A 25,154-nucleotide genomic window follows, 5' to 3' on the forward strand; every position below is an offset into this window, starting at 1 on the left:
CCGGCATGGAGTCTGCGAAGCACGCCGGTGACGCCGCCGTCGCCGTGTCCAAGGCCTATGGTGTCGAGACCATGTTCACGCTGTCGGGAGGGCACGTCTTCCCCCTCTACGACGGCGCCGTGCACGAGGGCATGCGGATCCTCGACGTACGCCACGAGCAGAGCGCCGTGTTCGCCGCGGAGGCCACGGCCCGGCTGACCAGGAAACCCGGGCTGGCCGTCCTCACGGCGGGCCCCGGCATCACCAACGGGATCAGCGGCGTCGCGACCGCGCACTTCAACGGCTCCCCCGTGGTCGTCATGGGCGGGCGGGCCCCGCGCTCACGCTGGGGCAGCGGGGCCCTGCAGGAGATGGACCACCCGCCGCTGCTCGGGCCGATCACCAAGCTGTCGTTCACCGCGACCGGAGCAGACTCCATCGGCCAGGACGTCGAGGCGGCCTTCCGCACGGCCGTCGCGCCGCACCGCGGGCCGGTCTTCCTCGACTTCTACATGGACGACCTGTTCGCGCCGTCGCCGGCGCACCCGGTCGAGACGCAGAGTCCGTCGCCCCTCGAGCCCGACCCCGAGTCCCTGGCCACCATCGCCAGGCTGCTCGCCGAGGCCGAGCGCCCGGTGCTGGTCTACGGGTCCGACGTGTGGATGGACCGGGCCGAGGAGGCCGCGCGCGACTTCGCCGAGAACTGGCGGCTGCCGGTCATCCCCAACGGCCAGGGCCGCGGCATCCTGCCCGCCGGCCATGAGCTGCTCGTCACCCGCGCCCGCGGCCTCGCCTTCGCCAAGGCCGACCTGGTCATCGTGGTCGGCACCCCGCTCGACTTCCGGCTCGGCTACGGCTGGTTCGGCGGCAAGCAGGGCGCGCCGCCGGCCAAGGTCGTGCACATCGCCGACACGCCGTCGCAGCTGGCCACGCACACCCAGCCCGCCGCGTCGGCCGCCGGCGACCTGTCCGTGGTGCTCTGGAGCCTCGGCGCTGCCTGCGGCGACGCCGGCCTGAAGCCCACGGCCTACTCCGGCTGGGTGTCCCAGCTGTCGGAGGCCGCCGCCGCGGCGATCGCCGACGACGCCGCCCTGCTCACGGCCGACTCCGACCCGATCCACCCCATGCGCATCTACGGCGAGCTGGGCAAGGTGCTCGACGACGACGCCGTGGTGATCGGCGACGGCGGCGACTTCGTCTCCTACGCCGGCAAGTACGTCGAGCCCAAGCAGCCCGGCAACTGGCTCGACCCGGGCCCCTACGGCTGCCTCGGCACCGGCCTCGGCTACTCCATCGCCGCCCGGCTGGCCCGGCCGTCCTCGCAGGTGGTGCTGCTGCTGGGCGACGGCGCGGCCGGGTTCTCCCTCATGGACGTCGACTCGCTCGTACGACACAACCTGCCGGTGGTCATGATCTGCGGCAACAACGGCATCTGGGGCCTGGAGAAGCACCCGATGCAGATGCTCTACGGCTACGACGTGGCCGCCGAGCTGCAGCCACAGTGCCGTTACGACCAGGTGGTGACGGCGCTGGGCGGCGGCGGCGAACTGGTCACCCGGCCGTCGGAGATCGGTCCCGCGCTGCGTCGCGCGTTCGACTCCGGCGTGCCGTACATGGTGAACATCGCCACCGACCCCCAGATCGCCTACCCGCGCACCACGACGGGGATCTGACCTGACCGACCCCCAGATCGCCCACCCGCCGGGGGATATGCCCTAACCGTCTTCCCCGCACCCCGGCGGGGGTCTGAGCTACCTGGTCCCGGGCGTCGGGGTCGGGCTGGGTGACGGGCAGGGGCCGCCGTCGATGACGACGATCTTGACCGGCTTGGTCACCTCTAGCCACGTACCGCCGTCGGGGAAGCTCTGGCCGATCCGGCCGCAGGCGACGCCCTGCTCGTTGGTGGTCTGGTCGTCGAGCCGGATGTTCTGGAAGCCCGCGGCCCGGATCTTCTGGGTCGCCTGCGGGTACGGCAGCTCGACCACGGCGGGGACCTGCTTCTTCGTGACCGTCGTGCTCGGCTTCGGCGAACTGCTGGGGGTCTTGGTCGGCGTCTTCTTTTCCGTCGGATCCGGGGTCGGTGACTCCTTCTCCGTCTCCGTCGGCTCGGCGATCGTCCTGGTGGGCACCGCCTCCTGCGTGGGCGGCTTGGTCGTCTTGGTGCGCTTGGGCTTCGGCGACGGAGGGGTCGGATCGGGAGTGGGTTCGGAGTTCGCCCTCTCCGACGTGGTGACGGTCGGCTCGGGTTCGAGCTGGCTCGACATGTTCGTCAGCGCGACGGCACCGGCGCCCGCCCCGAGGACGACCGCGGCCGCGATCCCGGCGACGAGGGCACCCCTGCGGGGCGCCTTGGTGCCGGCGCGGCGGGCGCCCTGCCGCGGCCCGGCCAACGTCTGCGCCTCAGACGTCCCAGCCTGATGGGACCCGGTCTGGTGCTGCCCGGCCTGGTACGACCCCGTCTGATGGGGAGCTCCCTGATAGGACCCCGTCTGGTAAGAGCCCGCCTGGTGAGATCCGGTCGGGTGAGGACCCGACTGGCGGGACCCCGTCTGGCGGGACCCCGTCTGGTACGCCTCCATCGGCGCGGCCATGGTGGCACCCGTCACCGGCGGCGCGGGCTCTGGAGGGGGTGTCTCGCCGGCCGCGATCTTGCGGGCCGTCTCACTCATCGCTCTGGCCGTCGGGTAACGGGCGAGCGGATCTTTCGACAGGGCGCGTTCCACGAGGGCGCGCGCGGGCGGGGGGATCTCGGCGGGCAGCGGCGGAGGCGCCTCGCGGATGTGCTTGAGCGCGATCGTGACCGCGCTCTCGCCGTCGAACGGCCGCTGCCCCACCAGGCACTCGTAGGCCACCACGCCCAGCGCGTAGATGTCCACCGCGGGCGTCACCGGCGCGCCCTCGGCCTGCTCGGGCGCGCAGTAGGCGGCGGTGCCGAGCACCATGCCCGCGTCCGTGAGCCTGCTGGCCACGTCGGAACGGGCGATGCCGAAGTCGGTCAGCACGAGCGTGCCGTCACGCTGGACCAGCAGGTTGCCCGGCTTCACATCACGGTGCACGATCCCCTGTTGGTGCACCGCCTGCAGCGCCGAGGCAGCCTGCGCGATCAGCTCCATCGCGGGCTGGGGCGGGATCCGGCCCAGCCGCATCAGCAACTTGTCGAGCGGCTCCCCGTCGACGAACTTCATCACCAGATAGACGGTGTCCCCGCTCACACCGTAGTCGTAGACGTCGACGACACCTGGGTGGTTGATCGTCGCCATCGCCCTGGCCTCGGCCTGGAAACGCGCGACGAACCCGGGATCGTCCATGCGGCCGGGCAGCAGCACCTTGACCGCGACGGTGCGCGCCAGCACGATGTCCTCGCCCCGCCACACCTCGCCCATGCCGCCGGCGCCGATGCGGGTGTCCAGGCGATAGCGCCCCGCCAGCGTCGTTCCTTGGGCTACCATGACTCCCCCGTTACCCCTTTACCTCTATAACCTCTCCCACCCCAAGGATCTCCAACAAAGCGAAGTTGTGTCGCGGTGAGGTAACACAGAGGTCACGGAACTTCGAGAGTGTACGACTCACGAGTCCCACCTGCCACTTAAATGCCGTAAGCCCTACAAACCCTATCCTGCGGCCTTCTGACCGTACTTGTCCGCGTTTCCGGGAGATCAGGGCCCTTGACAGCGGGCCGCGGTGATGATCGCAGTACGCTGGCGGTATGACGCTCGCTCCGGGTCTCCGCTCCCAGTTGCTCATCATGGTCGAGAGGTCCGACACCGCTGAGAAAATCGGCAGCGGCGACGTCCCGGTGCTCGCCACTCCGCGGCTGCTCGCGCTGGCCGAGAGGGCGACGGTCGAGGCAGTGCACGCGCATCTCGCTCCCGGTGAGACGACCGTCGGCACCCGGGTCGAGCTGGTGCATCTGGCGCCGAGCCCGCTGGGCACGCACGTACAGATCACCACCGAGCTCACCGAGGTCGACGGCAGGCGGCTGGTCTTCGGCTTCGAGGCCCGCGACAAGCAGAACGTCGTCGGCCGGGGCACGATCGAGCGCGTGGTGGTCGATCGCGCCAAGTTCCTCGACCGCGCCGCCCGCTAATAGTGATCGCTAATAGTGATCGATCGCACTAAGTTTCTCGACCGCGCCGCCCGCTGAGCTCTTGGGACCGGCGGCTATTCGATGACGGCGATCAGGTCGCCCTCCTGGATCACGTCGCCCTCGCTGACCTTGAGCTGCGCGACGACGCCCTCGTCCTCGGTCAGGACGGGGATCTCCATCTTCATCGACTCGAGGATGACCAGTGTGTCGCCCTCGGAGACGGTGTCGCCCTCCTGGACGACGACCTTCCAGACATTCGCCACCATCTCCGCGCGTACCTCAGCCACCGCGACTCCCCTCTTCCAATGAGCTAACAATGTCATGTGCGCTAGGCGCGCATTCGCCCGATCAAGCCGGTGTCATAGTCGCCGCTGACGAACTCGGCGTTGTCCAGCAGTTCCGTACAGAACGGCAGGTTGTTCTTGGGTCCTTCGACGACGAACCCCGCGACGGCCTCGCGACCGGCCCGCAGCGCCTCGGCCCGGGTCGCACCGAAGACGCAGAGCTTGGCCATGAGGGGATCGTAGAACGGCGTGACCGTATTGCCCTCCTCGTAGCCAGAGTCCACCCGGACGCCCTCGCCGACCGGCTCTCGCCAGGCGGAGATCATGCCCGGCCCCGGGAAGAACCTCTTGGGATCCTCGGCGTACACACGGAACTCGATGGCGTGGCCACCGGTCTCCACCTTCACCTCGGGACTCTCGCCCGCGGCCACCCGCAGCTGCAGCTCGACCAGGTCCAGCCCGGTGACCAGCTCGGTGACGGGGTGCTCCACCTGGAGCCTGGTGTTCATCTCCAGGAAGACGAAGTCCTGCGCGTCGGCGTCGACCAGGCACTCCACGGTGCCCGCGCCCAGATAGCCGACGGCCTCGCCGGCCCGCACGGCGGCGGCGAGCATGCGCTCACGCAGCTCGGGCGTGATACCGGGCGACGGCGACTCCTCGACGACCTTCTGGTGGCGACGCTGCACGGAACAGTCGCGCTCGCCCAGGGCCACGACCGTGCCGTCGGGCAGGCCAAGGATCTGCACCTCGACGTGGCGAGCCCGCTCGATGTAGCGCTCCAGCAGGATGGCGGGCCCGTCGAGGACGTCACCGGCGGCGAACCTCGCCGCCGCCCGTGCGGCCTGCTCGAACGCCTTGGCCAGTCCTTCGTCGTCGTGGGCGACGCTCATCCCGATGCCGCCACCCCCGCCCGCGGTCTTGACCATGACCGGATAGCCGATCCGGCCCGCCGCCCGCAGCGCCTGCTCCAGATCACTGACGGGCTCCCGGGTGCCGGCGGCCACGGGCACACCCGCGTCCTCCATCAGGTTGCGGGCATTGATCTTGTCGCCCATCTGGTCGATGGACTCGGGAGCCGGGCCGATCCACACCATCCCGGCATCGATCACCGCCCTGGCGAACGCCGCGTTCTCCGCGAGAAACCCGTAGCCCGGATGAATCGCCCGCGCCTCAGTGGCCCGAGCCGCCTCCAGTACCTTCCCGGCATCGAGATAGCTCAACTGAGGGTTGGCCGGCCCGATCAGCACGGCCTCGTCCGCCTCGCGCACGAACGGCAGATCCGCGTCAGCCTCGGAGTAGACGGCGATGGCCCGCAGCCCAAGCCGCTTGACAGTGCGGATGACCCGCCGGGCGATCTCCCCTCGATTGGCGACCAGAACAGCCCCAAGCGTCTCAGTAAGCACCCGCCCAATCTACGGCCGTTGGGCGGGAGGTCCCTTTCCCGCTAAACCACCGATCGCCGGGACGTCTTCTGTAGAAAACCCACAAACGCCATGTTTTACGGCAAGCCACCCCCACCGCCACCCACCGCACATGGCTAAGGGCCTCCAGGAAAACGCCCGCTGACCCCGCACAGGGCTGGGCGCCGTTACGTGCGCATCCTTGGCCGGTGGCGCGGACGGGCGAGCCAGTGGCGCGACCGAGTTCCAGGCCGACGGACCGTCTTCTTCCGCTCCCCGAAGCGGGCATCCCTCACAGGAACCCCAACCACAACGGACAGCCACCTCTCGCTCCCCCGAAGGGGTTTCTCCCACAAGGACCTCAACCACCACAGACCGTCACAGGGATCCAGATCGGCGCGTGACGCACCACCCGGGATTACGGCGGTCACCGCCCACAGAGGCGTTACAGCTTGTGGACCGCCAGCCGGTCCACCACCCTCGTCATCGCCTCGATCGCCGCCGGATCATACGCGGTCCCCACCGCCAGCCGCAGCCGCTCAAGCGCCGCCCCCGCCCGGTCCCGATCAGCCGACCCCCCGACCAGGTCATCGTAGGCGTTGGCCGCCTTGATGATCCGGCTGGACAGCGGCGGGTCCTCGGCGATCTGGTCGCATTGGCGGCGTACCAGCTCGGCCACCCGGTCGAGCACGCCCGTCTGCTTGATCACCTCGGCCCCCAGCTCCGCGATGCGGCGCGCCTGCGCGGGATCGGCGAGCACGGTCGCGCCGCCCGGGATGGGGTCGCTCAGGGACAGCTGGCCGATGTCGTGCATGAGGGCGGCGTACTCGAGCTCCAGCAGCTCCGGCTCCGCCATGCCCAGCTCGCGGCCGACCGCCACGGCCAGACGGCTCACCCGGCGCGAGTGGCCGGGCTCCACGTAGCCGCCGACCTCCGTGACCCGCGACAGGGCCCGTACGGTCTGCAGGTAGGTGGCGCGGATCCCGGCGTACTTGCGGAAGGCCACCTGAGTGACCAGCAGCGGAGCGGCGAAGACCAGCAGCGCCACCAGGTCCATGCTGTGGGTGGCCAGCGCGAGCAGCACGCCGGACGCGGCCACGGCGGCGCCGAGGGGGAAGGCCATGTTGAGCTCGTCGCGTACGGCCACCTTGAAGGCGGTGCGTACCTGCTCGGCCCTGAGCAGGGCCGCGATCAGCACGTCGATCAGCAGGGTGAGCGTGATGAGCGTGACCATGACGCCGAGCGCGGGCCACCACGTCGGGGGGTCCTGCCGGGTGAGCTGGAAGAGCGGGTCGGCCAGCGGCCGGAAGGCGAAGGCGAGCAGCGCGCCGGTCAGCAGGCGGCGCGCCATGGCGTCGAGGCGCGGCGGGCGGCCGACCGCCAGGTGCGGCAGCGCGCCCGCGATCATGCCGACCGCGATCACGGCCACCACTTGGAGCGCCGTGTGGCGCAGCGGGTTGTCGCTGAGGTCGAGCAGCAGCGTGTAGCCGAGCGCGGCGGCGGCGCCGATGGGCGCGACCTCCCGGTTGCCCGGCATGGTGAGCCTGGCCAGCTCGCCGACCGCGATCAGCGCGCCGAAGCCGATCGCGATCTCGGGCCGGTCGAGCCCCACGGCGGAGGTGTGCGCGACGCCGGCCACCGCGACCAGCCCCGCCCCGCAGATGAGCAGCAGCTGCCCGGAGTCCAGGCTTTGGAAGGCACGTGTCAAGGCCCGCTCACCACTTCGATCGGCCTGGTCGGGTCGTCATGGTCCTTGATCGGGGTCTCGGTCGCCTCGGGCGGCGGCGACTCGACGCGGCGGGGCGGCTGCCACGGCTCGCGTTCGAGCGCTCTGGCGAAGGCCGCCACCATGACCGGGTCGAACTGGCGGCCCGCGTTCTTGCGCAGCTCTTCGACGGCCACCTCGACCGAGCGGGCGTGGCGGTAGGAGCGGTCGGACGTCATCGAGTCGAACGCGTCGGCCACCGCGATGATCCGGGCGAACTCCGGTATCTCGTCGGCCGCGAGCCCCATCGGGTAGCCCTTGCCGTCGTGGCGTTCGTGGTGGTGCATGATCCCCGCGTACGCCTCGTCGAGGAAGTCGATCCCCCGGACGATCTCCAGCCCACGCATCGGGTGGAGCTGGATCGCGGCGAACTCCTCCTCGGTCAGCGGCCCCTCCTTCTGCAGCACCTTGGTCGGCACGCCGAGCTTGCCCACGTCGTGCAGCATGCCCGCGTAGCGGATGGCGCGCAGCCGCTCCAGGCCCATGCCGATCTCCTGGGCGATCATCGAGGAGGCCAGCGAGACGCGGGTGCAGTGGCCTCTGGTGTAGTAGTCCTTCGTCTCGACCGCCTGGCACAGGGCGGCGATCGTGGCATCGTACGAGCGTTGCTGCGCGTGATATTGACCGAACGCCCAGCGGGCGACGAACAGCGGCAGCAGCACCAGCACCGCCGAGATCGACTGCACGGTCGCCCAGAGCCCGGCCACCAGCAGCCCGAACGTGCCGTAACCCAGATAGGACAGCAGGAACTGGACCATGCCCCGCAGCGGCACCTCCATGGCCCGCACCCGGGTGGCCAGCCGGATCATGGTAAGCGTGAGCACGATGTTGAGCGGCACGAACACGCCCGTGGCCGCGGCGTAGGGGCCGATGAGGCCGTCGAAGGCGTTGACCCCCGGCACGCCGGAGACCCCGCCCAGCCCCTGGTAGATCCAGCCGGCCGCGTAGCCGCAGATCGCGAACTGCGCCCCGTTGAACAACCTCTTGATCAACGGCAGCCCCGGACGCACGCTGAAGACCGCCGTGAACCCCACCAGAGCGGCCCCTTCTGGACCGATCAGGACGACGGCCGCCAGCGCCGCGGAGAAGCTCACGGACACCGCGAACTGCTCCACGTTCAGCAACGTCGGCATCGACTCGCAGACCAGGAACAGCAGCGCGAGCACCAGCAGGATGCCCAGATCACCGGGTGCCACCAGGCGCCCGGAGGTGATCACGCTATGCCCGAGGAGGATGGTCGCCGCGCCGATGACGGCGATGAGATAGACCTTCGCAGGCCACGGCAGATCACGCATTGCGGCCCCCAAGGGTGCTCAGGTCCAGGACACCCCGTGAGGCAGGGCCCCGCCCGCGCTCATCAGCAGTGTCATCACAGGGGTGATCAGCACCGCGGCCGCGATCAGCCGGGCGATCATAGCCTTCAGCATGTGCTCGCCTCCACGTCGACTCGTTACGCCGACTCCTGTGGGTCACGCTACAGAAGGCCCGGTCTGTGCAGGGCCAGAGTCGAGAATCGCAAGCAAAGCGTAATCAATCCACTACCTTGGGCGACGGGCGGCCCACGCGACCGTGTTCTTCAGCCCGGTCGCCAGGTCGGTGCGCGGCTGCCAGCCGAGCCCCTCATAGGCGGGCACCGGGTCGACCGCCATGGCCGGCAGGTCGCCCACGCGCGGCGGCGCGAACCCGGGCTTGTCCTGCGCGTCGGCCGCGTCGGCGATCAGCGCGTGCAGCCTGCGGTCGGTGGTCTGGATGCCGGTGCCGAGGTTGAACCTGCGCCCGTTGCCCTCGGCCCCACAGGCACGGACGAAGCCGTCGACCACGTCCTCGACGTAGACGTAGTCGCGGGTCTGCGTGCCGTCGCCGTAGAGCACCGTGGGCGTGCCGCCGAGCAGGCCGTCGGTGAAGATGGCCACCACTCCGGCCTCGCCTTCTGGCGACTGGCGCGGGCCGTAGACGTTGGACAGCACGAGCGTGGTGTATTCGATGCCGTAGAGCGCCTTGAAGGTGGCGAGGTAGGTCTCGCCGCTCAGCTTGGAGGCGGCGTACGGCGAGCGCGGGTCGGTGGCGGCGTCACCGGGCACCGGGATCGTGGCGGGCCGGCCGTAGACCGCGACGGAGGAGGCGAAGACCACCTTGCGGGTGCTGGCCTCCTGCGCGGCGGTCAGGACCGACGCGGTGCCCTGGACGTTCACACTGGCGTCGTGGACCGGGTCGGTGACGCTCTTACGCACGCTGATCTGCGCGGCGAGATGGCAGATGACCTCGGGCCGCAGCTCGGCGGCCAGCTCGATCAAAGCCGGATCGCGGACATCGACCTCGTGCAGGCGGAAGCGGTCATGCGTGGCCGCGTCGGCCAGGTTGTCCCGGCAGCCGGACGAGAAGTCGTCGACGACCGCCACGTCGTGCCCATCCGCCAGCAGGCGGTCGACGAGATTCGAACCGATGAACCCGGCACCCCCGGTGACAAGCACGCGCATGGGGGAATCCTAGTCGGACAGCTCCGACCTCACCTGCGCGATGCGGGCCAGCACTTTGGAGCGCAGGTCGCCGGGGACCGGGTCGCAGCCGCAGTGTTTGGCCACGAGCGCCTTGATCGCCTTGTCGAGGTCATATTCCTTCAGGCACGGGCTGCACTCTTCGAGGTGCACGCGGATGTCGACCACGTCGCCCTCGGTCAGCTCGCCGTCGAGATAGGAGTAGACCTTGTCGAGTACTTCCCGACAGTCGGTGTCATGCGGGTTGCCACAGCTCATTTCGATCCCTCCGCCGGGACCAGGCCGCGCTCGCGGGCGTAGTCCTCGAGAAGTCCGCGGAGCTGCCTGCGACCGCGGTGCAGCCTGGACATCACGGTGCCGATCGGGGTCCCCATGATGTCGGCGATCTCTTTGTACGGGAAGCCCTCGACGTCGGCCAAATAGACCGCGATCCGGAACTCCTCGGGCAGGACCGCCAGGGCCTGCTTGATATCACCGTCGGGGAGATGCTCGAGCGCCTCGACCTCAGCCGACTTCAGGCCGCTCGACGTGTGCGACTCAGCGCGGGCGAGCTGCCAGTCCTCGATCTCCTCGGTGCCCGACTGCTTGGGCTCGCGCTGCTTCTTGCGATAGCTGTTGATGAAAGTGTTGGTCAGGATCCGGTAGAGCCACGCCTTGAGGTTCGTACCTTCCTGGAACTGGTGGAACGAGGCGAACGCCTTGGCGAAGGTCTCCTGAAGCAGGTCCTCCGCGTCCGCTGGGTTCCGGGTCATCCGGAGCGCCGCGGAGTAGAGCTGCTCGAGGTAAGGCATGGCTTCGCGCTCGAACCGCTCACTTCGCTGTTCCAGAGTCTCCGCGCCTGTCGCGGGCACCGGACCCACCCCCCTAAGATCACCGGTGGCCGGCTGTTGCGGTACACCGTACTCAGGGGAGAATACCCGCTCGTCACGGACCGGTCCGTCACTGGGGAGGGGTTCGAGCAATGTGAGCATGCACGTCGCAACACGCCCGCGCCCTCGTCTGTTCCCGCAAGATAGAAGGTGACGAACGACCCGGTGCGGGGAAAACCATACGTACCGGCTGGTAGCCATTTTCCCGGAACCCAGGAGTCGCGTGTGCTGCCCATTCCGGCCGAGGAACTGAACGGCTCAGGGACGCTCGGGCCGTACTGGACCTTCTACCGCGCCGTTGTCGCCGAGCAGCTGACCCGGTGGCTCCCCGACCAACCCTCCGTCGTACTCGATCTGTCAGGGGGCCGGGGACGCTGGTCCGGGCAGGCCGCCCGAGCCGGGCACCGGGTGATCGAGCTGCTCGACTTCCGCCGCTCCACCTCGTTGTCGTTGACCTCTGCGTCGTTGACCTCTCAGTCGTTGAGCTCTCAGTCGTCAAGTTCTCAGTCGTCGAGTTCTCAGTCGCTCAACTCCCAGTCGCCGAGCTCCCCTTTGATGCCCGACCCGCAGGCGCGGCTGCGCGACGCCGGGCGCGTCCGTCACGTACGCGCCGACGACCTGGCCTTCCTCCCCGACGAGAGCGTGGACGCGGTCGTCGCCGAAGAACGTGCCATGTCGATCGAGCTCATGGCCGAGTCGGCGATGAGCGACGTGTTCCGGGTGCTGCGGCCCGGCGGCCGGGCGCTGATCTGCGTCGACTCCCTGGTGCTGGGCATGGCGATCCTCGCCGAGCAGGAGCAGTGGCAGCACCTGCGGCAGACGGGCGAGGTCATGCTGGTGCCGTGGCCCGACGGCAGCATCACCCGCTGCTTCAGCAGCGCGCAGCTACGCGAACTGCTGACCGGCGCCGGTCTGGAGGTGGAGTGGGTACGCCCGCGCACCGTGCTGTCGCCCTCCACCGTCGACCACGTGCTGGGCTCCGACGCCAGGTCGCTGGCCTGGCTGGTGCGCACCGAGCTCGACGCGCACCCGGACGACGACGACACGGTCGGCATCCACCTCGTGGCCAGCGCCCGCAAGACCTAGTCTGCTCGTTGGCGGTACCGCCAACGAAAGTACCGCTAGCGGCGGCGTTCCTGCCTGCCCTGGCACTCCACGCACCGCGCCGCCTCCGGACGGGCCTCCAACCGGCCCTCCGGGACCGGCTTGCCGCAGTCGACGCACCTGCCGTACGTGCCTTCGTCCACGCGCTTGAGCGCCTCGATCACGGCCCTGCGCTGCGCGGTGGCCACGGTGAGCATGGCCTGGGCGCGGTCGGCGTCGGTCAGGTCGGACCCCGCGTCGGCCGCGGAGTGCTCGCGGATCGCGACGGGGTCGCCCTGCAGCACCCCGATCGATCGGTCCAGGTCGGTGAGCATCTTCTCCAGCTGCTTACGAGCGGTCGCGTCGTCCACGGATCCGCACCTCCGGGTAAAGGGGGGCAAGCCGCAGCGGGACTCCCCGGAAGTCCTACCCGGCGCGTTGGGGGGCATGTGTGGCGGTGACTCCGGGTGAACGGATGCATCGCTTTCCCCACCGAATGCCCACTAAGCGTGGCTCTTACACCTCTAGCGGAGAGCGGTTTCCTCCTCCGGGGGCAGGGGTTTGATGAGGTCCGGGCCGTTGTTGCGAACATTGTTGACATCGGTGGAAACGGCCACCGCCGTCAGCCGCCCGGTGTCGGCCGGCACCAGTAGACCCGAAGCCTGCTCGGGGTCGGTGAGCTTGGGGTCGAGCCACTCCGCCCAGCGCTCCTGCTCGATCATCATCGGCATCCTGTCGTGGATGCGGCCCAGGTCGTCCTCGGCGTCGGTGGTGATGACCGTGCAGGTCACCAGCCACTTCAGCGGATCGTCATCGTCGCGCGACTTGTCCTTCCAGAACTCGTACAGGCCCGCCATCGCCAGCACCCCGCCGTCCTCCGGGTGGATGAAGTACGGCTGTTTCTTCTTCTTGTCGCCCTCGACCGGCATCCACTCGAAGTAGCCGTCGGCCGGCAGCAGGCACCTGCGCTTGGCGAACGCCTGGCGGTAGGACGGCTTCTCGGCCACCGTCTCGATCCGCGCGTTGATCATCCGTGCGCCCACCGACGGGTCCTTCGCCCAGGCCGGCACCAGCCCCCACTTGACGATCCGCAGCTGCCGCACGGCCCGCTCGGCGTCCTTCGGGACCCGGCTGAGGACGGCGTAGACGTTCTTGGTGGGCGCGACGTTGTAGTCGGGCCCGAGTTCCTTGTCGGGGTCACCGTCGAGCTCGACCTGGAACTCCTCCAGCAGCTCGTGCTTCTTGCGCGCCGACGCGTATCTCCCGCACATGTCCCCACACTGCCATGTACAACCCGCGACCGCATGCGCGGCCGTCCGGGTCATCGGCAGCCCTGAACTTCACAAGCGCCAGTATTCTTTGACCATGCCCGCACCGCACTGGCCCGCACCCACCGCGACCGCTCCCGTGATCGCGTCGATCCACCTGCCCGGCTCCAAGTCCGTGACCAACCGCGCGCTGCTCCTCGCCGCGCTGGCCGACGGCCCCGGCATGGTGCGCCAGGCACTGCGCAGCCGCGACGCCGACCTCATGGTGGCGGCGCTGCGTGCCCTGGGTGCCACCCTGACACCGGTGCACGAGACCACGGCCGCCGTCGACTGGCAGGTGACCCCCGGCCCGATCCGTGGCGGCGCGAGCATCGACGCGGGCCTGGCGGGCACCGTCATGCGCTTCGTACCGCCGATGGCCGCCCTGGCCGACGGCCCGGTCGCCTTCGACGGCGACCCGCACGCCCGCAAGCGCCCCATGGGTCCCATCCTCGACGCCCTGCGCGCGCTCGGCGCCCGCGTCGACAACGACGCCCTGCCCTTCACCATCCACGGCCCGCTGGCGGGCGGCGAGGTCACGCTCGACGCGTCGGGTTCCTCGCAGTTCGTCTCGGGGCTGCTGCTCACGGCGGCGCGCTTCGAGAAGGGCGTCACGATCCGCCATGTCGGCCCGCCCGTGCCGTCGCAGCCGCACATCGAGATGACGATCCAGATGCTCAGGGCGGCCGGGGTGACGGTCGACGACAGCGAACGCGACATCTGGCGGGTCGAGCCGGGACCGATCGCGGCCAGGGACCTGGCCGTCGAGCCCGACCTGTCCAACGCGGCGCCCTTCCTCGGCGCGGCTCTGGTCACGGGCGGCACGGTCACCATCCCCGGCTGGCCCCACACGACCACGCAGCCGGGCGACGCCCTGCGCTACCTGCTCACCTCGATGGGCGCCACGGTCCGGCTGTCCCCGGCGGCACACGAGGCGGCAGGCGAGGCCGGCTCCCTGACCGTGACCGGCACCGGGCGGATCGAGGGCATCGACGCCGACCTGCGCGAGGTGGGCGAGCTGACGCCGACGATCGCCGCGCTGGCCACACTGGCGAGTTCGCCGTCCCGGATCCGGGGCGTGGCGCACCTGCGCGGCCACGAGACCGATCGCCTGGCCGCCCTGGTCACCGAGATCACCCGGCTGGGCGGCGACGCGGAGGAGACCGACGACGGCCTGCTCATCCGGCCCCGCCCGCTGCACGGCGGCGTCTTCCACAGCTACGACGACCACCGCATGGCCACGGCCGGTGCGGTCATCGGGCTGGCGGTCCCGGACATCGAGGTGGAGAACATCGCGACGACGGCCAAGACGCTCCCGGAGTTCGTCCAGATGTGGACGACCATGCTGAGCGAGCGATGACCACCCGACCTGCCGGTCCGCCACCCACGGGCACCCGCCCGACGCGGATGCTCGGGCGGGCGGCCAGGCCGGTCGGCATGGTGGGATGGACACGCGGGCACAACCGATGCGGTGGAGCGGCGCGCGCGCACGATTCGCTGGGCACCCCGCCCGGTGGGGCAACATGTGGACAGGACCGCCGCGATGGACGGGCGGCGCACGGTGACATGGGGGTAGACCGCTGAGAAAGCGGGAGTACGACGAGGACGACGTACGGGTCAGGCCGGGCAAGGGCTCACGGCCGCGGACCCGGATCCGGCCTGCGCATGAGGACGCCGTGGAGGGGTTCGTGGTCGCCGTCGACCGGGGCCGCTACACCACACTGGTCGAACCCGAACGCGCCAAGGGATCGGCCCAGAAGCGCAAACAGCCGGAGCGTCGCCTGGTCACCGCCATGAAGGCGCGCGAGCTCGGCCGCAAGGGCATCGTCGTCGGCGACCGGGTGGCCCTCGTGGGCGACGTCTCGGGCCGCCCCGACGCCCTGGCCAGGGTCGTACGCGTCGAGCCGCGCACATCGATGCTGCGCCGTTCGGCCGACGACGTCGAGGACACCGACGGCATCGAACGCCCCGTGGTGGCCAACGCCGACCAGCTGGTCATCGTGACCGCGCTCGCCGACCCGCCGCCCCGGCCGCGCATGATCGACCGGATCCTGGTGGCCGCCTTCGACGCCGAGATCGAAACACTCCTCTGCCTCACCAAGTCGGACCTGGCGCCGCCCGACGAGCTGGTGGCGATGTACGAGCCGCTCGGGGTGTCGCACGTCGTCGTCCACAAGGGCGGCTCGCTTGACCAGCTCCGCGACCACCTGACCGGCCGCCTCAGCGTGATGGTCGGCCACTCGGGCGTGGGCAAGTCGACCCTGGTCAACGCCCTGGTCCCGGCCGCCAACCGGGCGGTCTCCCAGGTCAACGCCGTCACCGGCCGGGGCCGCCACACCTCGACCTCGGCCGTGGCCCTCGAACTCCCGGAGGGCGGCTGGATCATCGACACGCCCGGCGTACGCAGCTTCGGCCTGGCCCACGTGTCGGTCGAGACCGTCCTCGCCTCCTTCCCGGACCTCATCGAAGGCTCGGTCAACTGCCCCAAGGGCTGCACCCACCTGGACGCCGACTGCGCGCTGGGCCCCTGGGTGGCGGCCGGGCACGCCGAGCCGGCCCGCCTGGAGTCCCTCCGCCGCCTCCTGTCCAGCCGCGAAGGCACCCCGGACGACGGCACCTGAGATACCAATCCGGGACCTATCCGAAGAATCACCCATCCGTCGGCGGACGGGACTTACCAGAAATGCAGCGCCGCTCGACTGATGTTCGGGAGGTAAGTCACGGTAGCGTGGCTCATCGTGACGGGTTATAACGATGATCTACGTCTGGCGCATGTCATGGCGGACCACGCCGATGACCTGACCATGCGAAGGTTCAAGGCGGTCGACCTCAAGGTCGACACCAAGCCGGACCTCACGCCGGTCAGCGATGCCGATCGCGCTGTCGAGGAGGCCATTCGCGGCACCCTCCGGCGGGCCCGGCCGCGTGACGCGGTCGTGGGCGAGGAGTTCGGCAAGACGGGCTGGGGTGCCAGGTCCTGGATCATCGACCCGATCGACGGCACCAAGAACTACGTGCGCGGCGTGCCCGTGTGGGCGACGCTGATCTCGCTGATGGAGTACGGCCAGGTCAAGGTGGGTCTGGTGTCCGCCCCCGCCCTGGGCAAGCGATGGTGGGCGGCCACCGAGGGCGGCGCCTGGACCGGCAAGAGCCTGACCAAGGCGACCCGGATGCGCGTCTCGTCGGTCTCCGATCTGGAGAACGCGTCCTTCTCCTACTCCAGCTTCAGCGGCTGGGAGAAGATGGGCCGCCTCGACAACTTCCTCGACCTCGGGCGGGCCTGCTGGCGCACTAGGGCCTATGGAGATTTCTGGTCGCACATGATGGTCGCGGAGGGCTCGGTGGAGGTGTCCGCCGAGCCGGAGTTGTCGCCGTGGGACATGGCGGCCCTCACCGTGATCGTCGAGGAGGCCGGGGGCAGGTGGACGGACCTCGCGGGCGTCCCCGGTCTGGAGGGCGGCAGCCTGGTCTGCACCAACGGCCTCCTGCACGACGAGGTCCTCAGACGCCTGAACGCCTCATAGCGCCAGCACCCGCGCCACGGCAGCCAGCAAGCTGTCGCGATAAGTCCCACCAAAGAGCACCACGTGGACGAGCAGCGGATGCAGCTGATGCAGCGGCACCCGCTCCCGCCACCCGTCCGCGAGCGGCGCCTCCTCCTGGTAGGCCCCCAGGATCCGATCCAGATAGGGCGCCCCGAACAACGCCAGCATCGCCAGGTCCGTCTCCCGATGCCCGCCGTGCGCCGCCGGGTCGATGAGCACCCCGCGTCCGTCCGACCAGAGCACGTTCCCGCTCCACAGATCGCCATGGATGCGGGCAGGCGGCTCCGGTGGCCCCGCCACCTCGCCGAACCGTGACACGGCCCGTTCGATGAGCGCCACGTCCCGCGCGGGCAGCCGCGCCTGGCGTACGAAGGGCAGCACCCGGCGGGTGGCGTAGAAGGCGGGCCAGTCGTCGGCGGGCGAGTTGTCCATCGGTAGGTCAGCGATGAAGCCCGGCCAGGGCGCGCCGAAGGCGGGCGCGCCGGCGCGGTGCAGCCGCGCGAGATCGCGCCCGAACCGCTCGGCGGCCGCCGCCGTCGGCGCGGAGGTGTCCACCCATGACAGGACGAGCCGATCCCGGGAGACCTCGATCACCTCCGGCACGGCGATGGCCTCACCCAGCCACCGCAGCCCTTCCGCCTCGGAAGTGAACACCGGAGAAACGGCTCCGGTCTTGGCGAACACCACGCGCCCGTCGTCGAGCACGCCCCGCTGCAGCCGCCACCCGTGGGAGGCCCCGAGGTCCTCAGTCGATCTCATCGGCGATGTGCTTCGCGAGGCCACTAGAAGCGGCCTCGACCAGCCGCAGCACCTCCACGAAACCGTCGGCCTCACCGTAGTAGGGATCGGGCACCTCGGCGCCGTCCGGCGCGTCGGGGTCGAACGAGCGGAACAGCCGCACCTCCACACCCTCGGGGGCCATCCGCCGCAGGAACGACAGGTTGTCCCGGTCCATGGCCAGCACCAGGTCGTAGCGGTCGAACCACCCCGAGGTGAACTGCCTGGCCCGGTGCGCGGAGCCGTCATAGCCGTGGTCGGCCAGCGTCCGCAGAGCCCGCGCGTCCATGGGATCGCCCGCGTGCCAGGCACCGGTGCCGGCGCTGTCGACGGCCACCTGTTCATCGAGTCCGTGGTCGGCCAGAGTCCGCCTGAGCACGGTCTCCGCCATAGGTGAACGGCAGATGTTTCCCATGCACACCAGGCATACGCGATAGGTCATACCTCCCATCATGAGGGTGACCAGGGCCGTTCACCGTCCGTTCACCCTTGGTAGGGGGATTGAGTCACTTTGGCTGCATAACTTCGTAGCGACTAAGGACCGAGTGGGAGGAAACCCAACCGTGAAGTATGCAGGCCGGCTCGCCGCCGTCGCCGTCGTCGGCGCGCTCTCGCTCGCTGCGTGCGGCACAGACAACAACAGCGGCGCCGACGCCACCGCGTCCGCCGGTGCCACCACCGCCGCGGGTAACGACAACGGTCTGAGCGGCACGATCAACGCCGCCGGATCCTCGGCCCAGGCCAACGCGATCGACCAGTGGAAGAAGGACTTCCAGAGCAAGAACCCCGGGGCCAGCCTGAACTACCAGCCCAGCGGTTCGGGCGCGGGTGTCCAGGCCTTCATCCAGGGTACGGTCGCCTTCGCGGGTTCCGACTCGGCCCTCAAGGACGACAAGGGCGAGCCCGCCCAGGCCGACGCCCGGTGCAAGACCGGCAAGGCCATCAACATCCCGATGGTGACCGGCCCGATCGCGGTCGTCTACAACCTCCCGGGTGTCGACGGGCTGCAGCTGTCCCCCAAGACTCTCGGCGGCATCTTCAGCAGCAAGATCACCAAGTGGGACGACGCGGCCATCAAGGCCGACAACCCGCAGGCCAAGCTGCCTTCGACGCCGATCCAGGCCTTCCACCGGGCTGACGAGTCCGGCACCAGCGACAACTTCACCAAGTTCCTCAAGGCCACGGCCGAGTGGCCGTACGAGCCCGCCAAGGCGTGGCCCGCCGAGGCCAAGGGCCAGGGCGCCAAGGGCTCCGACGGCATCGCCTCCTCGGTGAAGGGCGCCGAGGGCTCGATCAGCTATGTCGAGCTGTCGTTCGCCGAGAACTCCCAGCTCCAGAAGGCCAAGGTCGCCAACGGCGCGGGCGAGTTCGTCGAACTGAACTCCGACAGCGCCGCCAAGACGATCGAGACCGCGGAGATCAAGGGCACGGGCAACGACCTGAAGCTCGGCATCGACTACGCCACCAAGACCGCGGGCGCGTACCCGATCGTCCTGGTGACGTACGAGATCACCTGCGAGAAGGGCCTGCCCGCCGACCAGGCGAAGCTGGTCAAGTCCTTCCTCACCTACACCGCCAGCGACGAGGGCCAGGCCGCGCTGAAGGACCTCGGTTACGCCCCCCTCTCGGGCGATTTGCTGACCAAGGTCCGCACCGCTGTCGAGGCGATCTCCTAGCAGCCGATGACGTCCAACGTTCGTACCCGTGATGGCGGACCGGCCACGAGCCGGCCCGCCTCGCGGCGCAGCCATGGTGAAGGGCCCTTCCGTTACGCCGCCACCGGCGCGGGCGTCATCCTGCTGGGGATCATGGCGGCGATCGCCGTCTTCCTCATCAGCGAGGCGATCCCCGCCCTGCAGGCGAACAAGGGTCACTTCTTCTCCGAGCTGGTCTGGGACCCGAACGGCAGCCAGGTCTTCGGCATCGCCGCCCTGGCGTTCGGCACCGTGCTCAGCTCGGCCCTCGCGCTCGTCATCGCGACTCCCATCGCGGTCGGCGTGGCGCTGTTCATCTCCCACTACGCGCCCCGCCGCCTGGCCGGGCCGCTCGGCTACCTGATCGACCTGCTCGCCGCCGTCCCCAGTGTGGTGTACGGCCTGTGGGGCGTGGTCTTCCTGGTGCCGCTGCTCAAGACGCCGTCGCAATGGCTGAACGAGAACCTGGGCTGGTTCCCGCTCTTCGCCGGCGAGGGCGCCATCGGCGGCAAGACCATGATCGCGGGATCTATCGTCCTGGCGATCATGATCCTGCCGATCATCGCGGCCATCTCCCGCGAGGTCTTCCTCCAGGCTCCCAAGATGAACGAGGAGGCGGCGCTCGCGCTCGGCGCCACCCGCTGGGAGATGATCCGGATGGCCGTGCTGCCGTTCGGCCGTCCCGGCGTCATCAGCGCCGCGATGCTCGGCCTCGGCCGGGCGATGGGCGAGACCATCGCGGTAGCGCTGATCTTCCCCGCCACCTTCGACATCACCTTCGAGATCCTCACCCCGCACGCCAACAGCATCGCGGCGAACATCGCCAACGGCTTCGGTGAGGCCACCCCGATCGGCAGGGGCGCGCTGATCGCCTCCGGCCTGGTGCTGTTCGTCATCACCCTGCTCGTCAACATAGCGGCCCGCATGATCATCAACCGCCGCAAGGAGTACGCGAGGGCCGCCGCATGACCGCGATCCAGCACATCTCGACCAGCCGCCGCATCAAGGACCGCGTCGTCCAGGGGCTGGTCTACCTGGCGTTCGCCCTGGCCGTGGTGCCGCTCGTGTCCGTGCTCTGGCTGGTGATCAAGAACGGTCTCGGGCGCTTCGACCTGGACTTCCTCACGCACTCGATGCGCAACATCGGCGCCCGCGACGCGGGTGGCGGTGCCTACCACGCGATCATCGGCACGCTGGAACAGGTCCTGCTCGCCTCGATCATCTCCGTCCCCATCGGGCTGCTGACCGCGATCTATCTGGTCGAGTACGGCAACGGCGGCCGGTTGAGCCGGTACATCAGCTTCTTCGTGGACGTCATGACCGGCGTCCCTTCTGTCGTCGCCGGCCTGTTCATCCTGGCGTTCTGGGTCCTGTTCCTGGGCCAGCCGTTCTCCGGGTTCGCCGGTGCGCTGGCGCTGTCGATCCTGATGATGCCGACCGTGGTCAGATCGGCCGAGGAGATGCTCCGCCTGGTCCCCAACGACCTGCGCGAAGCCTCGTACGCGCTGGGTGTGGCCAAGTGGCGCACGATCATGAAGGTCGTCCTGCCGACCGCGCTGACCGGCATCATCACTGGCGTCATGCTGGCCGTGGCCAGAGTCGCCGGCGAGACCGCGCCGCTGCTGCTGACCGTGTTCTTCACCGACTCCATCAACAACGACCCGTTCAGCGGGCCGCAGATGGGGCTCCCCCTGTTCGTCTTCGACCAGGCGGGGCGTCCCAACGACACCGCCGTGGATCGGGCCTGGACCGGAGCCCTCACGCTCATCCTGATCGTCATGCTGCTCAACCTGGTCGCGCGCCTGATCGCCCGGTGGCGCGCACCTGCCAGAGGCCGATAAGGGGTAAAGCCACTATGTCCAAGCAGATCCAGGTCTCAGGCCTCGACGCCTACTACGGGAGCCACAAGGCCATCGAGGACGTCTCGATGACCATCGAGCCGCGCTCGATCACCGCGTTCATCGGCCCGTCCGGGTGCGGCAAGTCGACGTTCCTGCGCACGCTCAACCGCATGCACGAGGTCATCCCCGGCGCGCGCGTGGAGGGCAAGGTGCTGCTCGACGGCGAGGACCTGTACGCCTCCAGCGTCGAGCCGGTCTCGGTGCGCCGGATGATCGGCATGGTCTTCCAGCGTCCCAACCCGTTCCCCACGATGTCGATCTACGAGAACGTGGCCGCCGGACTCCGGCTCAACGGCCGCGTCGCCAAGTCGGAGATGGACGGCGTCGTCGAGACGTCACTGAAGGGCGCCAACCTCTGGAACGAGGTCAAGGACCGCCTCAACAAGCCCGGCGCGGGCCTGTCGGGCGGCCAGCAGCAGCGACTCTGCATAGCCAGGGCCATCGCGGTCCAGCCGCAGGTGCTGCTGATGGACGAGCCCTGCTCCGCGCTCGACCCGATCTCCACGCTGGCCATCGAGGACCTGATGGCCAAGCTCAAGGACGACTACACGATCGTGATCGTCACCCACAACATGCAGCAGGCCGCCCGGGTCAGCGACCGGACCGCCTTCTTCAACCTTGCCGAGCAGGGCAAGCCCGGCAAGGTCGTCGAGATGGACGAGACCTCCCGCATGTTCACCAATCCCACAGAGAAGGCGACCGAGGACTACATCACCGGGCGCTTCGGCTGATGATCCACCAGCAGGCGGCATCCAGTGTGAACGGGGACACGAGGACGAAGCCCATCCTGCTCATCGCGGACCCGGACAACGGGGTCGTGGAGGACGTGGCCACCGCCCTCGAACGCGAGGGCGTCTCGGTCACCGGCGTCCCCGACGGCGCCCAGGGCCTGATCCAGGCCGGGGCGCTGCAGCCTGACGTGGTACTCGTGTCGGCCACGCTGCCGGTCATCGGCGCCGTCGACTTCGTACGGGCGGTACGGCTCTCAAGGTCCGTGCCCGTTCTGCTCGGCGTCGGCGAGGGGCACGCCGAGCAGGCCGTACAGGCGCTCGCCGCCGGTGCCGTCGCCTGCGTGGCCAGGCCGTACCGGGTGCCGGAATTATTGCCGTTCATCCACGCGGCCTCCCCGGAGGGCCGCGAGGTGCTGGTCGTGGGCGGCGTCGAACTCGACGCGCAGGCCTACCAGGTACGGGTGGACGGACGGGTCGTGCACCTGCCGCTGCGCGAATTCGAGCTGCTGCAGTATCTGATGCGCAACGCGAACCGCACGGTCACGCGCGAGCAGATCATGCGGCATGTGTGGCACACGGTGTCCAGCACCTCGACGAACACCATCGCGGTGCACGTCAAGCGGCTGCGGGCCCGGCTGGGCGACGACGAGGACGCACTGATCCAGACGGTCCGCGGCGTGGGCTACCGCCTGATCGCCCCCGCCCCCTCCGACTCTGTGTGACCCTGCTCGGCTCGTACGACCGGCATGGCCCTGTGCGGCCCTGTGCGGCCCTGCACGGCCCCGGCGAGACCCTGCTTGGCTCTGTGTGGCCCTATGCAGCTGTTCAGCTCTGTGCGACTACGTTCCGCCCCGCTTAACCCCGTGTGCCCCCCATGCGGTCAGGCGTGGCACGACCGGCCCTGCCGTGGCCCCATGCGGTCAGGCGTGGCAGGAGCGGAAAGATTTCATGATCCGCTCGGCCACGCCCTGAACGGTCGCGATGCCCTGGCCGGTGTCGGCGTTGTTCTCGGTCAGTACGGCCAGCGCATAGTCATGGCCGTGGCCGTGGATGAGGCCGACGCTGACGATGGCCCAGCGCTTGGTGGACACGCGCTTCAGCCAACCGTTCTTCAGCGCGACATGGTCGCCCTTGCACTTGGCAGCGCTCACGCCCCAGTTCTGGCCGTCGATCACCTTGCCCATCAGCCTGAGCACCTGCGCACGATCCTTGGCCCGGAGCGGACTCTTGGCCGACACGAGGGCCTTCATCAGCCGCACCTGGTCTTCGGCCGAGGTGCTGGTGATGCCCCAGCAATACAGGTCGACGCAGTCACCCGGAACTCCCTGAGTGTGGCGGAGCCCAAACTTCTTGCCCGCCTTCGTGAACCCGGCGGCCCCACCGATGCGCAGCCAGAGACGGTCGGCGGCGTGGTTGTCGCTGTAGCGGATCATGAGATCGGCGTCGTGTCTGGTGGCCTTCGAGAGCTTGTGCCAGGGGGTCTTGAGGAGGAGCGTCATGAGGATCTGCACTTTGGCGGTGCTCGCGGTGATGAGGTGTTCGTTGCGGTGATAACGGTAGAGGCGCCCGGTGGTGAGATCTTCGACCATGGCTGTGACAGGCCCCGGACGCCCGGCCAGGTAACGATCGAGCCGCTTGGTGATCTTCTTGGCCGCGATCGGCGGATCCGGCTTGAGCTTCTTACGATGCTTCACCGGCGCAGGGACCTCGACCAGCGCCTGCCGCTGGACCAGGACCGGGGCCTGCTGGTGGAAGGCGGCGGGACGCTGGACCGACTCTCGCTGGGGTGGCGCCGGCCAGACGCCCAAGAGCAGCAGGAGAAACCCCGTTAGGGCCACGCGGAAGAATCCCCCGACGCCCCTGCCCCCGACCATTCGTGAATTATCACGAATGGTGCTGATGTGACGCTAGTGGCCAGTGGTGCCCAGTTTGACGATCAAGTCGACGCCACAGATGTCCCATTCGGCAACCCCTGTGGGTCGGCCTCGCCCTGCGGGACCGACTCGCTCAGTGGGTCGGCCTCGCCCTGTGAGGCTGCCCGCTGAGTGAGGCGGCCCCGCTCAGTGGGCAGGTACCTGGCAGCCCGGCCTGGCCAGGGCGAGCACGAGCTGCCAGCGCGGCTGTTCCCGCAGGAGGTGCTCACCAACGAGCTCGGTCAGTTCGAACGGGCGCACGGACGCCAACGTTCCTGCGCTCGCACGGACACCAGGGGCTTGCTCGCGCGAACACCACAATCTCGCTAGCCGGCCAAGTCGTATTATCTCGAGTTCCTACTGACGGACGGATGGCTCAGGTCAGGAGCCAGACCAGGAGTCCGGTTCGGGTCGGGAGTCCTGTTCGGGTCGGGAGTGCGGCTCGGGTCAGGACTCCAGCTCGGGTCAGGAGTGGACCTCGAGTCAGGAGTGAGGCTCGGGGTCTTCAAGGGTCGGGATCGTGGGAGAGAGCAGGGTGTCAGCGTGCTCGCTCAGCCGACCACGTACGAGCCGGTAGACGCGGAACTCGTTCGAGTGAGCGCCTTCGTCGTCCCAGAGGTGGAGCAGCCCGTAGGAGCCGGGCGCGATCTGGCCGACCCGCTGGAACAGCTCGATGATGATGCCGCTCCAGCCGCCGTCGCGGTTGGGCTGGCCGGCTACGTGCAAGGAGGGAATGCCGTTCAGCCAGCGCAGGTCGATCAAACCGTAGTCGGGGAGCTGCGCCAGATAGGCACGGATATCCTCCACCTGCCGCTTCAGGAGGCCGTCGGAGCCGTCGTCGTCAGCGCGGGCCGTCTGACGGATGGTCACCCACCCGTGGTACTCCATCACCGCCATCCTCCTCCCGACGTCGCCGTGCCTCATCACCCTCGCAGTCCCCTCCAACCTTCGCCATCCCTCCAGCAGGCCGCCTCGTGCGGTCCGAACTCTCCGGGCGCCGAGAACAGCACGAGGCCCGGGAACGGACCCCTAACCCATAACGCAAGAAAGGTTCCCACGCGCCAAGCCGTCCCTCCAGCGCCTTCGACGCGGCTCCAGCAGGCCGCCTTCAGGCCGCCTCGTGCGGACCGAGCTCTCAAGGCCCAGGAACGCAAAAGGCCCCACGCCCAAGACGTGAGACCCATCACCGCGAACGAGCCGAGCGCTCTGGCGCCCGTAAGCCCTGACCGAGCCCAGCGCGCCACCACCCTCCCGCACAACCCTTCCGCCCCCGACCCCCCGGGAACGACCCGTACCGACCCGTAACGCAAAAGAAGGACCCCAA

25 protein-coding genes are annotated in these 25,154 nt (G+C 69.3%); 11 read left to right on the forward strand and 14 right to left on the reverse strand.

Annotation, left to right across the window (positions count from 1 at the left end; all coding sequences use genetic code 11):
- Nucleotides 1-5: 5 nt before the first annotated feature.
- Nucleotides 6-1,652, forward strand: coding sequence for an acetolactate synthase (locus tag AB0B64_RS56495; protein WP_357949576.1), 1,647 nt, complete (start codon nt 6-8; stop codon nt 1,650-1,652).
- A gap of 78 nt (nt 1,653-1,730) precedes the next feature.
- Here AB0B64_RS56495 and AB0B64_RS56500 read toward each other — a convergent pair whose 3' ends face one another.
- Nucleotides 1,731-3,428 carry a protein kinase gene (locus tag AB0B64_RS56500; RefSeq protein WP_358203771.1) on the reverse strand — a complete coding sequence of 566 codons (1,698 nt, stop codon included), beginning with the start codon at nt 3,426-3,428 and terminating at the stop codon, nt 1,731-1,733.
- Between the two features lie 257 nt (nt 3,429-3,685).
- Between AB0B64_RS56500 and AB0B64_RS56505 the strand changes: the two genes are divergently transcribed.
- Nucleotides 3,686-4,066 (forward strand): thioesterase family protein, encoded by a 381-nt coding sequence (locus tag AB0B64_RS56505; protein WP_357949570.1) that lies wholly within the window; start codon nt 3,686-3,688, stop codon nt 4,064-4,066.
- Between the two features lie 74 nt (nt 4,067-4,140).
- Here the strand turns inward: AB0B64_RS56505 and AB0B64_RS56510 are convergent, their stop codons facing one another.
- The 7 genes from AB0B64_RS56510 to AB0B64_RS56540 all read right to left on the reverse strand — a co-directional run bounded on the left by AB0B64_RS56510 (nt 4,141) and on the right by AB0B64_RS56540 (nt 10,870).
- The gene (locus AB0B64_RS56510) at nt 4,141-4,353 is read right to left on the reverse strand and encodes a biotin/lipoyl-binding carrier protein (protein ID WP_357949568.1); all 213 of its coding nucleotides are present in this window, start codon (nt 4,351-4,353) and stop codon (nt 4,141-4,143) included.
- A gap of 41 nt (nt 4,354-4,394) precedes the next feature.
- Nucleotides 4,395-5,753, reverse strand: coding sequence for a biotin carboxylase N-terminal domain-containing protein (locus tag AB0B64_RS56515; RefSeq protein ID WP_358203778.1), 1,359 nt, complete (start codon nt 5,751-5,753; stop codon nt 4,395-4,397).
- Between the two features lie 442 nt (nt 5,754-6,195).
- Entirely contained in the window at nt 6,196-7,458 is a 1,263-nt protein-coding gene (locus tag AB0B64_RS56520; RefSeq protein ID WP_225301836.1) for an HD domain-containing phosphohydrolase, read from the reverse strand.
- Nucleotides 7,455-8,810, reverse strand: coding sequence for an HD-GYP domain-containing protein (locus tag AB0B64_RS56525; RefSeq protein WP_357949560.1), 1,356 nt, complete (start codon nt 8,808-8,810; stop codon nt 7,455-7,457). Before AB0B64_RS56525 ends, AB0B64_RS56520 begins: the two co-directional genes overlap by 4 nt.
- Nucleotides 8,811-9,053: 243 nt before the next feature.
- Nucleotides 9,054-9,992: an NAD-dependent epimerase/dehydratase family protein gene (locus tag AB0B64_RS56530; protein WP_358203787.1), complete on the reverse strand. Its 939-nt coding sequence runs from the start codon at nt 9,990-9,992 to the stop codon at nt 9,054-9,056.
- A gap of 9 nt (nt 9,993-10,001) precedes the next feature.
- On the reverse strand, nt 10,002-10,268 hold the full coding sequence (gene rsrA, locus AB0B64_RS56535; RefSeq protein WP_225301833.1) for a mycothiol system anti-sigma-R factor: 267 nt from the start codon (nt 10,266-10,268) through the stop codon (nt 10,002-10,004).
- A complete protein-coding gene (locus tag AB0B64_RS56540; RefSeq protein WP_214640210.1) occupies nt 10,265-10,870 on the reverse strand; it encodes a sigma-70 family RNA polymerase sigma factor in 606 nt (201 codons plus the stop codon). Before AB0B64_RS56540 ends, rsrA begins: the two co-directional genes overlap by 4 nt.
- Before the next feature lie 234 nt (nt 10,871-11,104).
- On the opposite strand from AB0B64_RS56540, the gene AB0B64_RS56545 reads away from it, so the two are divergent.
- On the forward strand, nt 11,105-11,965 hold the full coding sequence (locus AB0B64_RS56545) for a methyltransferase domain-containing protein (RefSeq protein WP_358203794.1): 861 nt from the start codon (nt 11,105-11,107) through the stop codon (nt 11,963-11,965).
- 35 nt (nt 11,966-12,000) lie between these two features.
- Here AB0B64_RS56545 and AB0B64_RS56550 read toward each other — a convergent pair whose 3' ends face one another.
- Together AB0B64_RS56550 and AB0B64_RS56555 are read right to left on the reverse strand one after the other, a co-directional pair.
- A complete protein-coding gene (locus AB0B64_RS56550; protein ID WP_357949551.1) occupies nt 12,001-12,333 on the reverse strand; it encodes a TraR/DksA C4-type zinc finger protein in 333 nt (110 codons plus the stop codon).
- A 153-nt stretch (nt 12,334-12,486) separates the two neighbouring features.
- Nucleotides 12,487-13,233, reverse strand: coding sequence for an SOS response-associated peptidase (locus tag AB0B64_RS56555; RefSeq protein ID WP_358203802.1), 747 nt, complete (start codon nt 13,231-13,233; stop codon nt 12,487-12,489).
- Nucleotides 13,234-13,327: 94 nt separating this feature from the next.
- Here AB0B64_RS56555 and aroA point away from each other — a divergent pair, with 94 nt between their 5' ends.
- The 3 genes from aroA to hisN all read left to right on the forward strand — a co-directional run bounded on the left by aroA (nt 13,328) and on the right by hisN (nt 16,793).
- The gene (aroA, locus tag AB0B64_RS56560; protein ID WP_358203807.1) at nt 13,328-14,629 is read left to right on the forward strand and encodes a 3-phosphoshikimate 1-carboxyvinyltransferase; all 1,302 of its coding nucleotides are present in this window, start codon (nt 13,328-13,330) and stop codon (nt 14,627-14,629) included.
- Between the two features lie 220 nt (nt 14,630-14,849).
- Nucleotides 14,850-15,890 carry a ribosome small subunit-dependent GTPase A gene (rsgA, locus tag AB0B64_RS56565; RefSeq protein WP_357950738.1) on the forward strand — a complete coding sequence of 347 codons (1,041 nt, stop codon included), beginning with the start codon at nt 14,850-14,852 and terminating at the stop codon, nt 15,888-15,890.
- 117 nt (nt 15,891-16,007) lie between these two features.
- Nucleotides 16,008-16,793 (forward strand): histidinol-phosphatase, encoded by a 786-nt coding sequence (gene hisN / locus AB0B64_RS56570; RefSeq protein WP_357949544.1) that lies wholly within the window; start codon nt 16,008-16,010, stop codon nt 16,791-16,793.
- Here the strand turns inward: hisN and AB0B64_RS56575 are convergent.
- Together AB0B64_RS56575 and AB0B64_RS56580 are read right to left on the reverse strand one after the other, a co-directional pair.
- The gene (locus AB0B64_RS56575) at nt 16,788-17,573 is read right to left on the reverse strand and encodes a fructosamine kinase family protein (RefSeq protein WP_357949541.1); all 786 of its coding nucleotides are present in this window, start codon (nt 17,571-17,573) and stop codon (nt 16,788-16,790) included. The two genes, hisN and AB0B64_RS56575, sit on opposite strands and share 6 nt — an antisense overlap.
- Entirely contained in the window at nt 17,560-18,033 is a 474-nt protein-coding gene (locus AB0B64_RS56580; RefSeq protein ID WP_357949538.1) for a low molecular weight protein-tyrosine-phosphatase, read from the reverse strand. The genes AB0B64_RS56575 and AB0B64_RS56580 overlap by 14 nt, the downstream gene beginning before the upstream one ends.
- A 121-nt stretch (nt 18,034-18,154) precedes the next feature.
- Here AB0B64_RS56580 and pstS point away from each other — a divergent pair, with 121 nt between their 5' ends.
- The 5 genes from pstS to AB0B64_RS56605 are packed head-to-tail and all read left to right on the forward strand — an operon-like array spanning nt 18,155 to nt 22,639.
- Nucleotides 18,155-19,267 (forward strand): phosphate ABC transporter substrate-binding protein PstS, encoded by a 1,113-nt coding sequence (gene pstS / locus AB0B64_RS56585; RefSeq protein ID WP_357949536.1) that lies wholly within the window; start codon nt 18,155-18,157, stop codon nt 19,265-19,267.
- A 6-nt stretch (nt 19,268-19,273) separates the two neighbouring features.
- Nucleotides 19,274-20,254 (forward strand): phosphate ABC transporter permease subunit PstC, encoded by a 981-nt coding sequence (gene pstC / locus AB0B64_RS56590; protein WP_357949533.1) that lies wholly within the window; start codon nt 19,274-19,276, stop codon nt 20,252-20,254.
- The gene (gene pstA, locus AB0B64_RS56595; RefSeq protein WP_357949530.1) at nt 20,251-21,126 is read left to right on the forward strand and encodes a phosphate ABC transporter permease PstA; all 876 of its coding nucleotides are present in this window, start codon (nt 20,251-20,253) and stop codon (nt 21,124-21,126) included. Before pstC ends, pstA begins: the two co-directional genes overlap by 4 nt.
- Nucleotides 21,127-21,140: 14 nt before the next feature.
- A complete protein-coding gene (gene pstB / locus AB0B64_RS56600) occupies nt 21,141-21,917 on the forward strand; it encodes a phosphate ABC transporter ATP-binding protein PstB (RefSeq protein WP_357949527.1) in 777 nt (258 codons plus the stop codon).
- Between the two features lie 26 nt (nt 21,918-21,943).
- Nucleotides 21,944-22,639, forward strand: coding sequence for a response regulator transcription factor (locus tag AB0B64_RS56605; RefSeq protein WP_357949524.1), 696 nt, complete (start codon nt 21,944-21,946; stop codon nt 22,637-22,639).
- A 198-nt stretch (nt 22,640-22,837) separates the two neighbouring features.
- Here the strand turns inward: AB0B64_RS56605 and AB0B64_RS56610 are convergent, their stop codons facing one another.
- Nucleotides 22,838-23,791, reverse strand: coding sequence for a serine hydrolase (locus AB0B64_RS56610; RefSeq protein WP_357949521.1), 954 nt, complete (start codon nt 23,789-23,791; stop codon nt 22,838-22,840).
- Between the two features lie 522 nt (nt 23,792-24,313).
- On the reverse strand, nt 24,314-24,754 hold the full coding sequence (locus AB0B64_RS56615) for an Imm7 family immunity protein (protein ID WP_358203833.1): 441 nt from the start codon (nt 24,752-24,754) through the stop codon (nt 24,314-24,316).
- Nucleotides 24,755-25,154 lie beyond the last annotated feature (400 nt).

This window comes from Nonomuraea sp. NPDC049129 (genome assembly GCF_040648495.1).
Taxonomy (GTDB): Bacteria; Actinomycetota; Actinomycetes; order Streptosporangiales; family Streptosporangiaceae; genus Nonomuraea.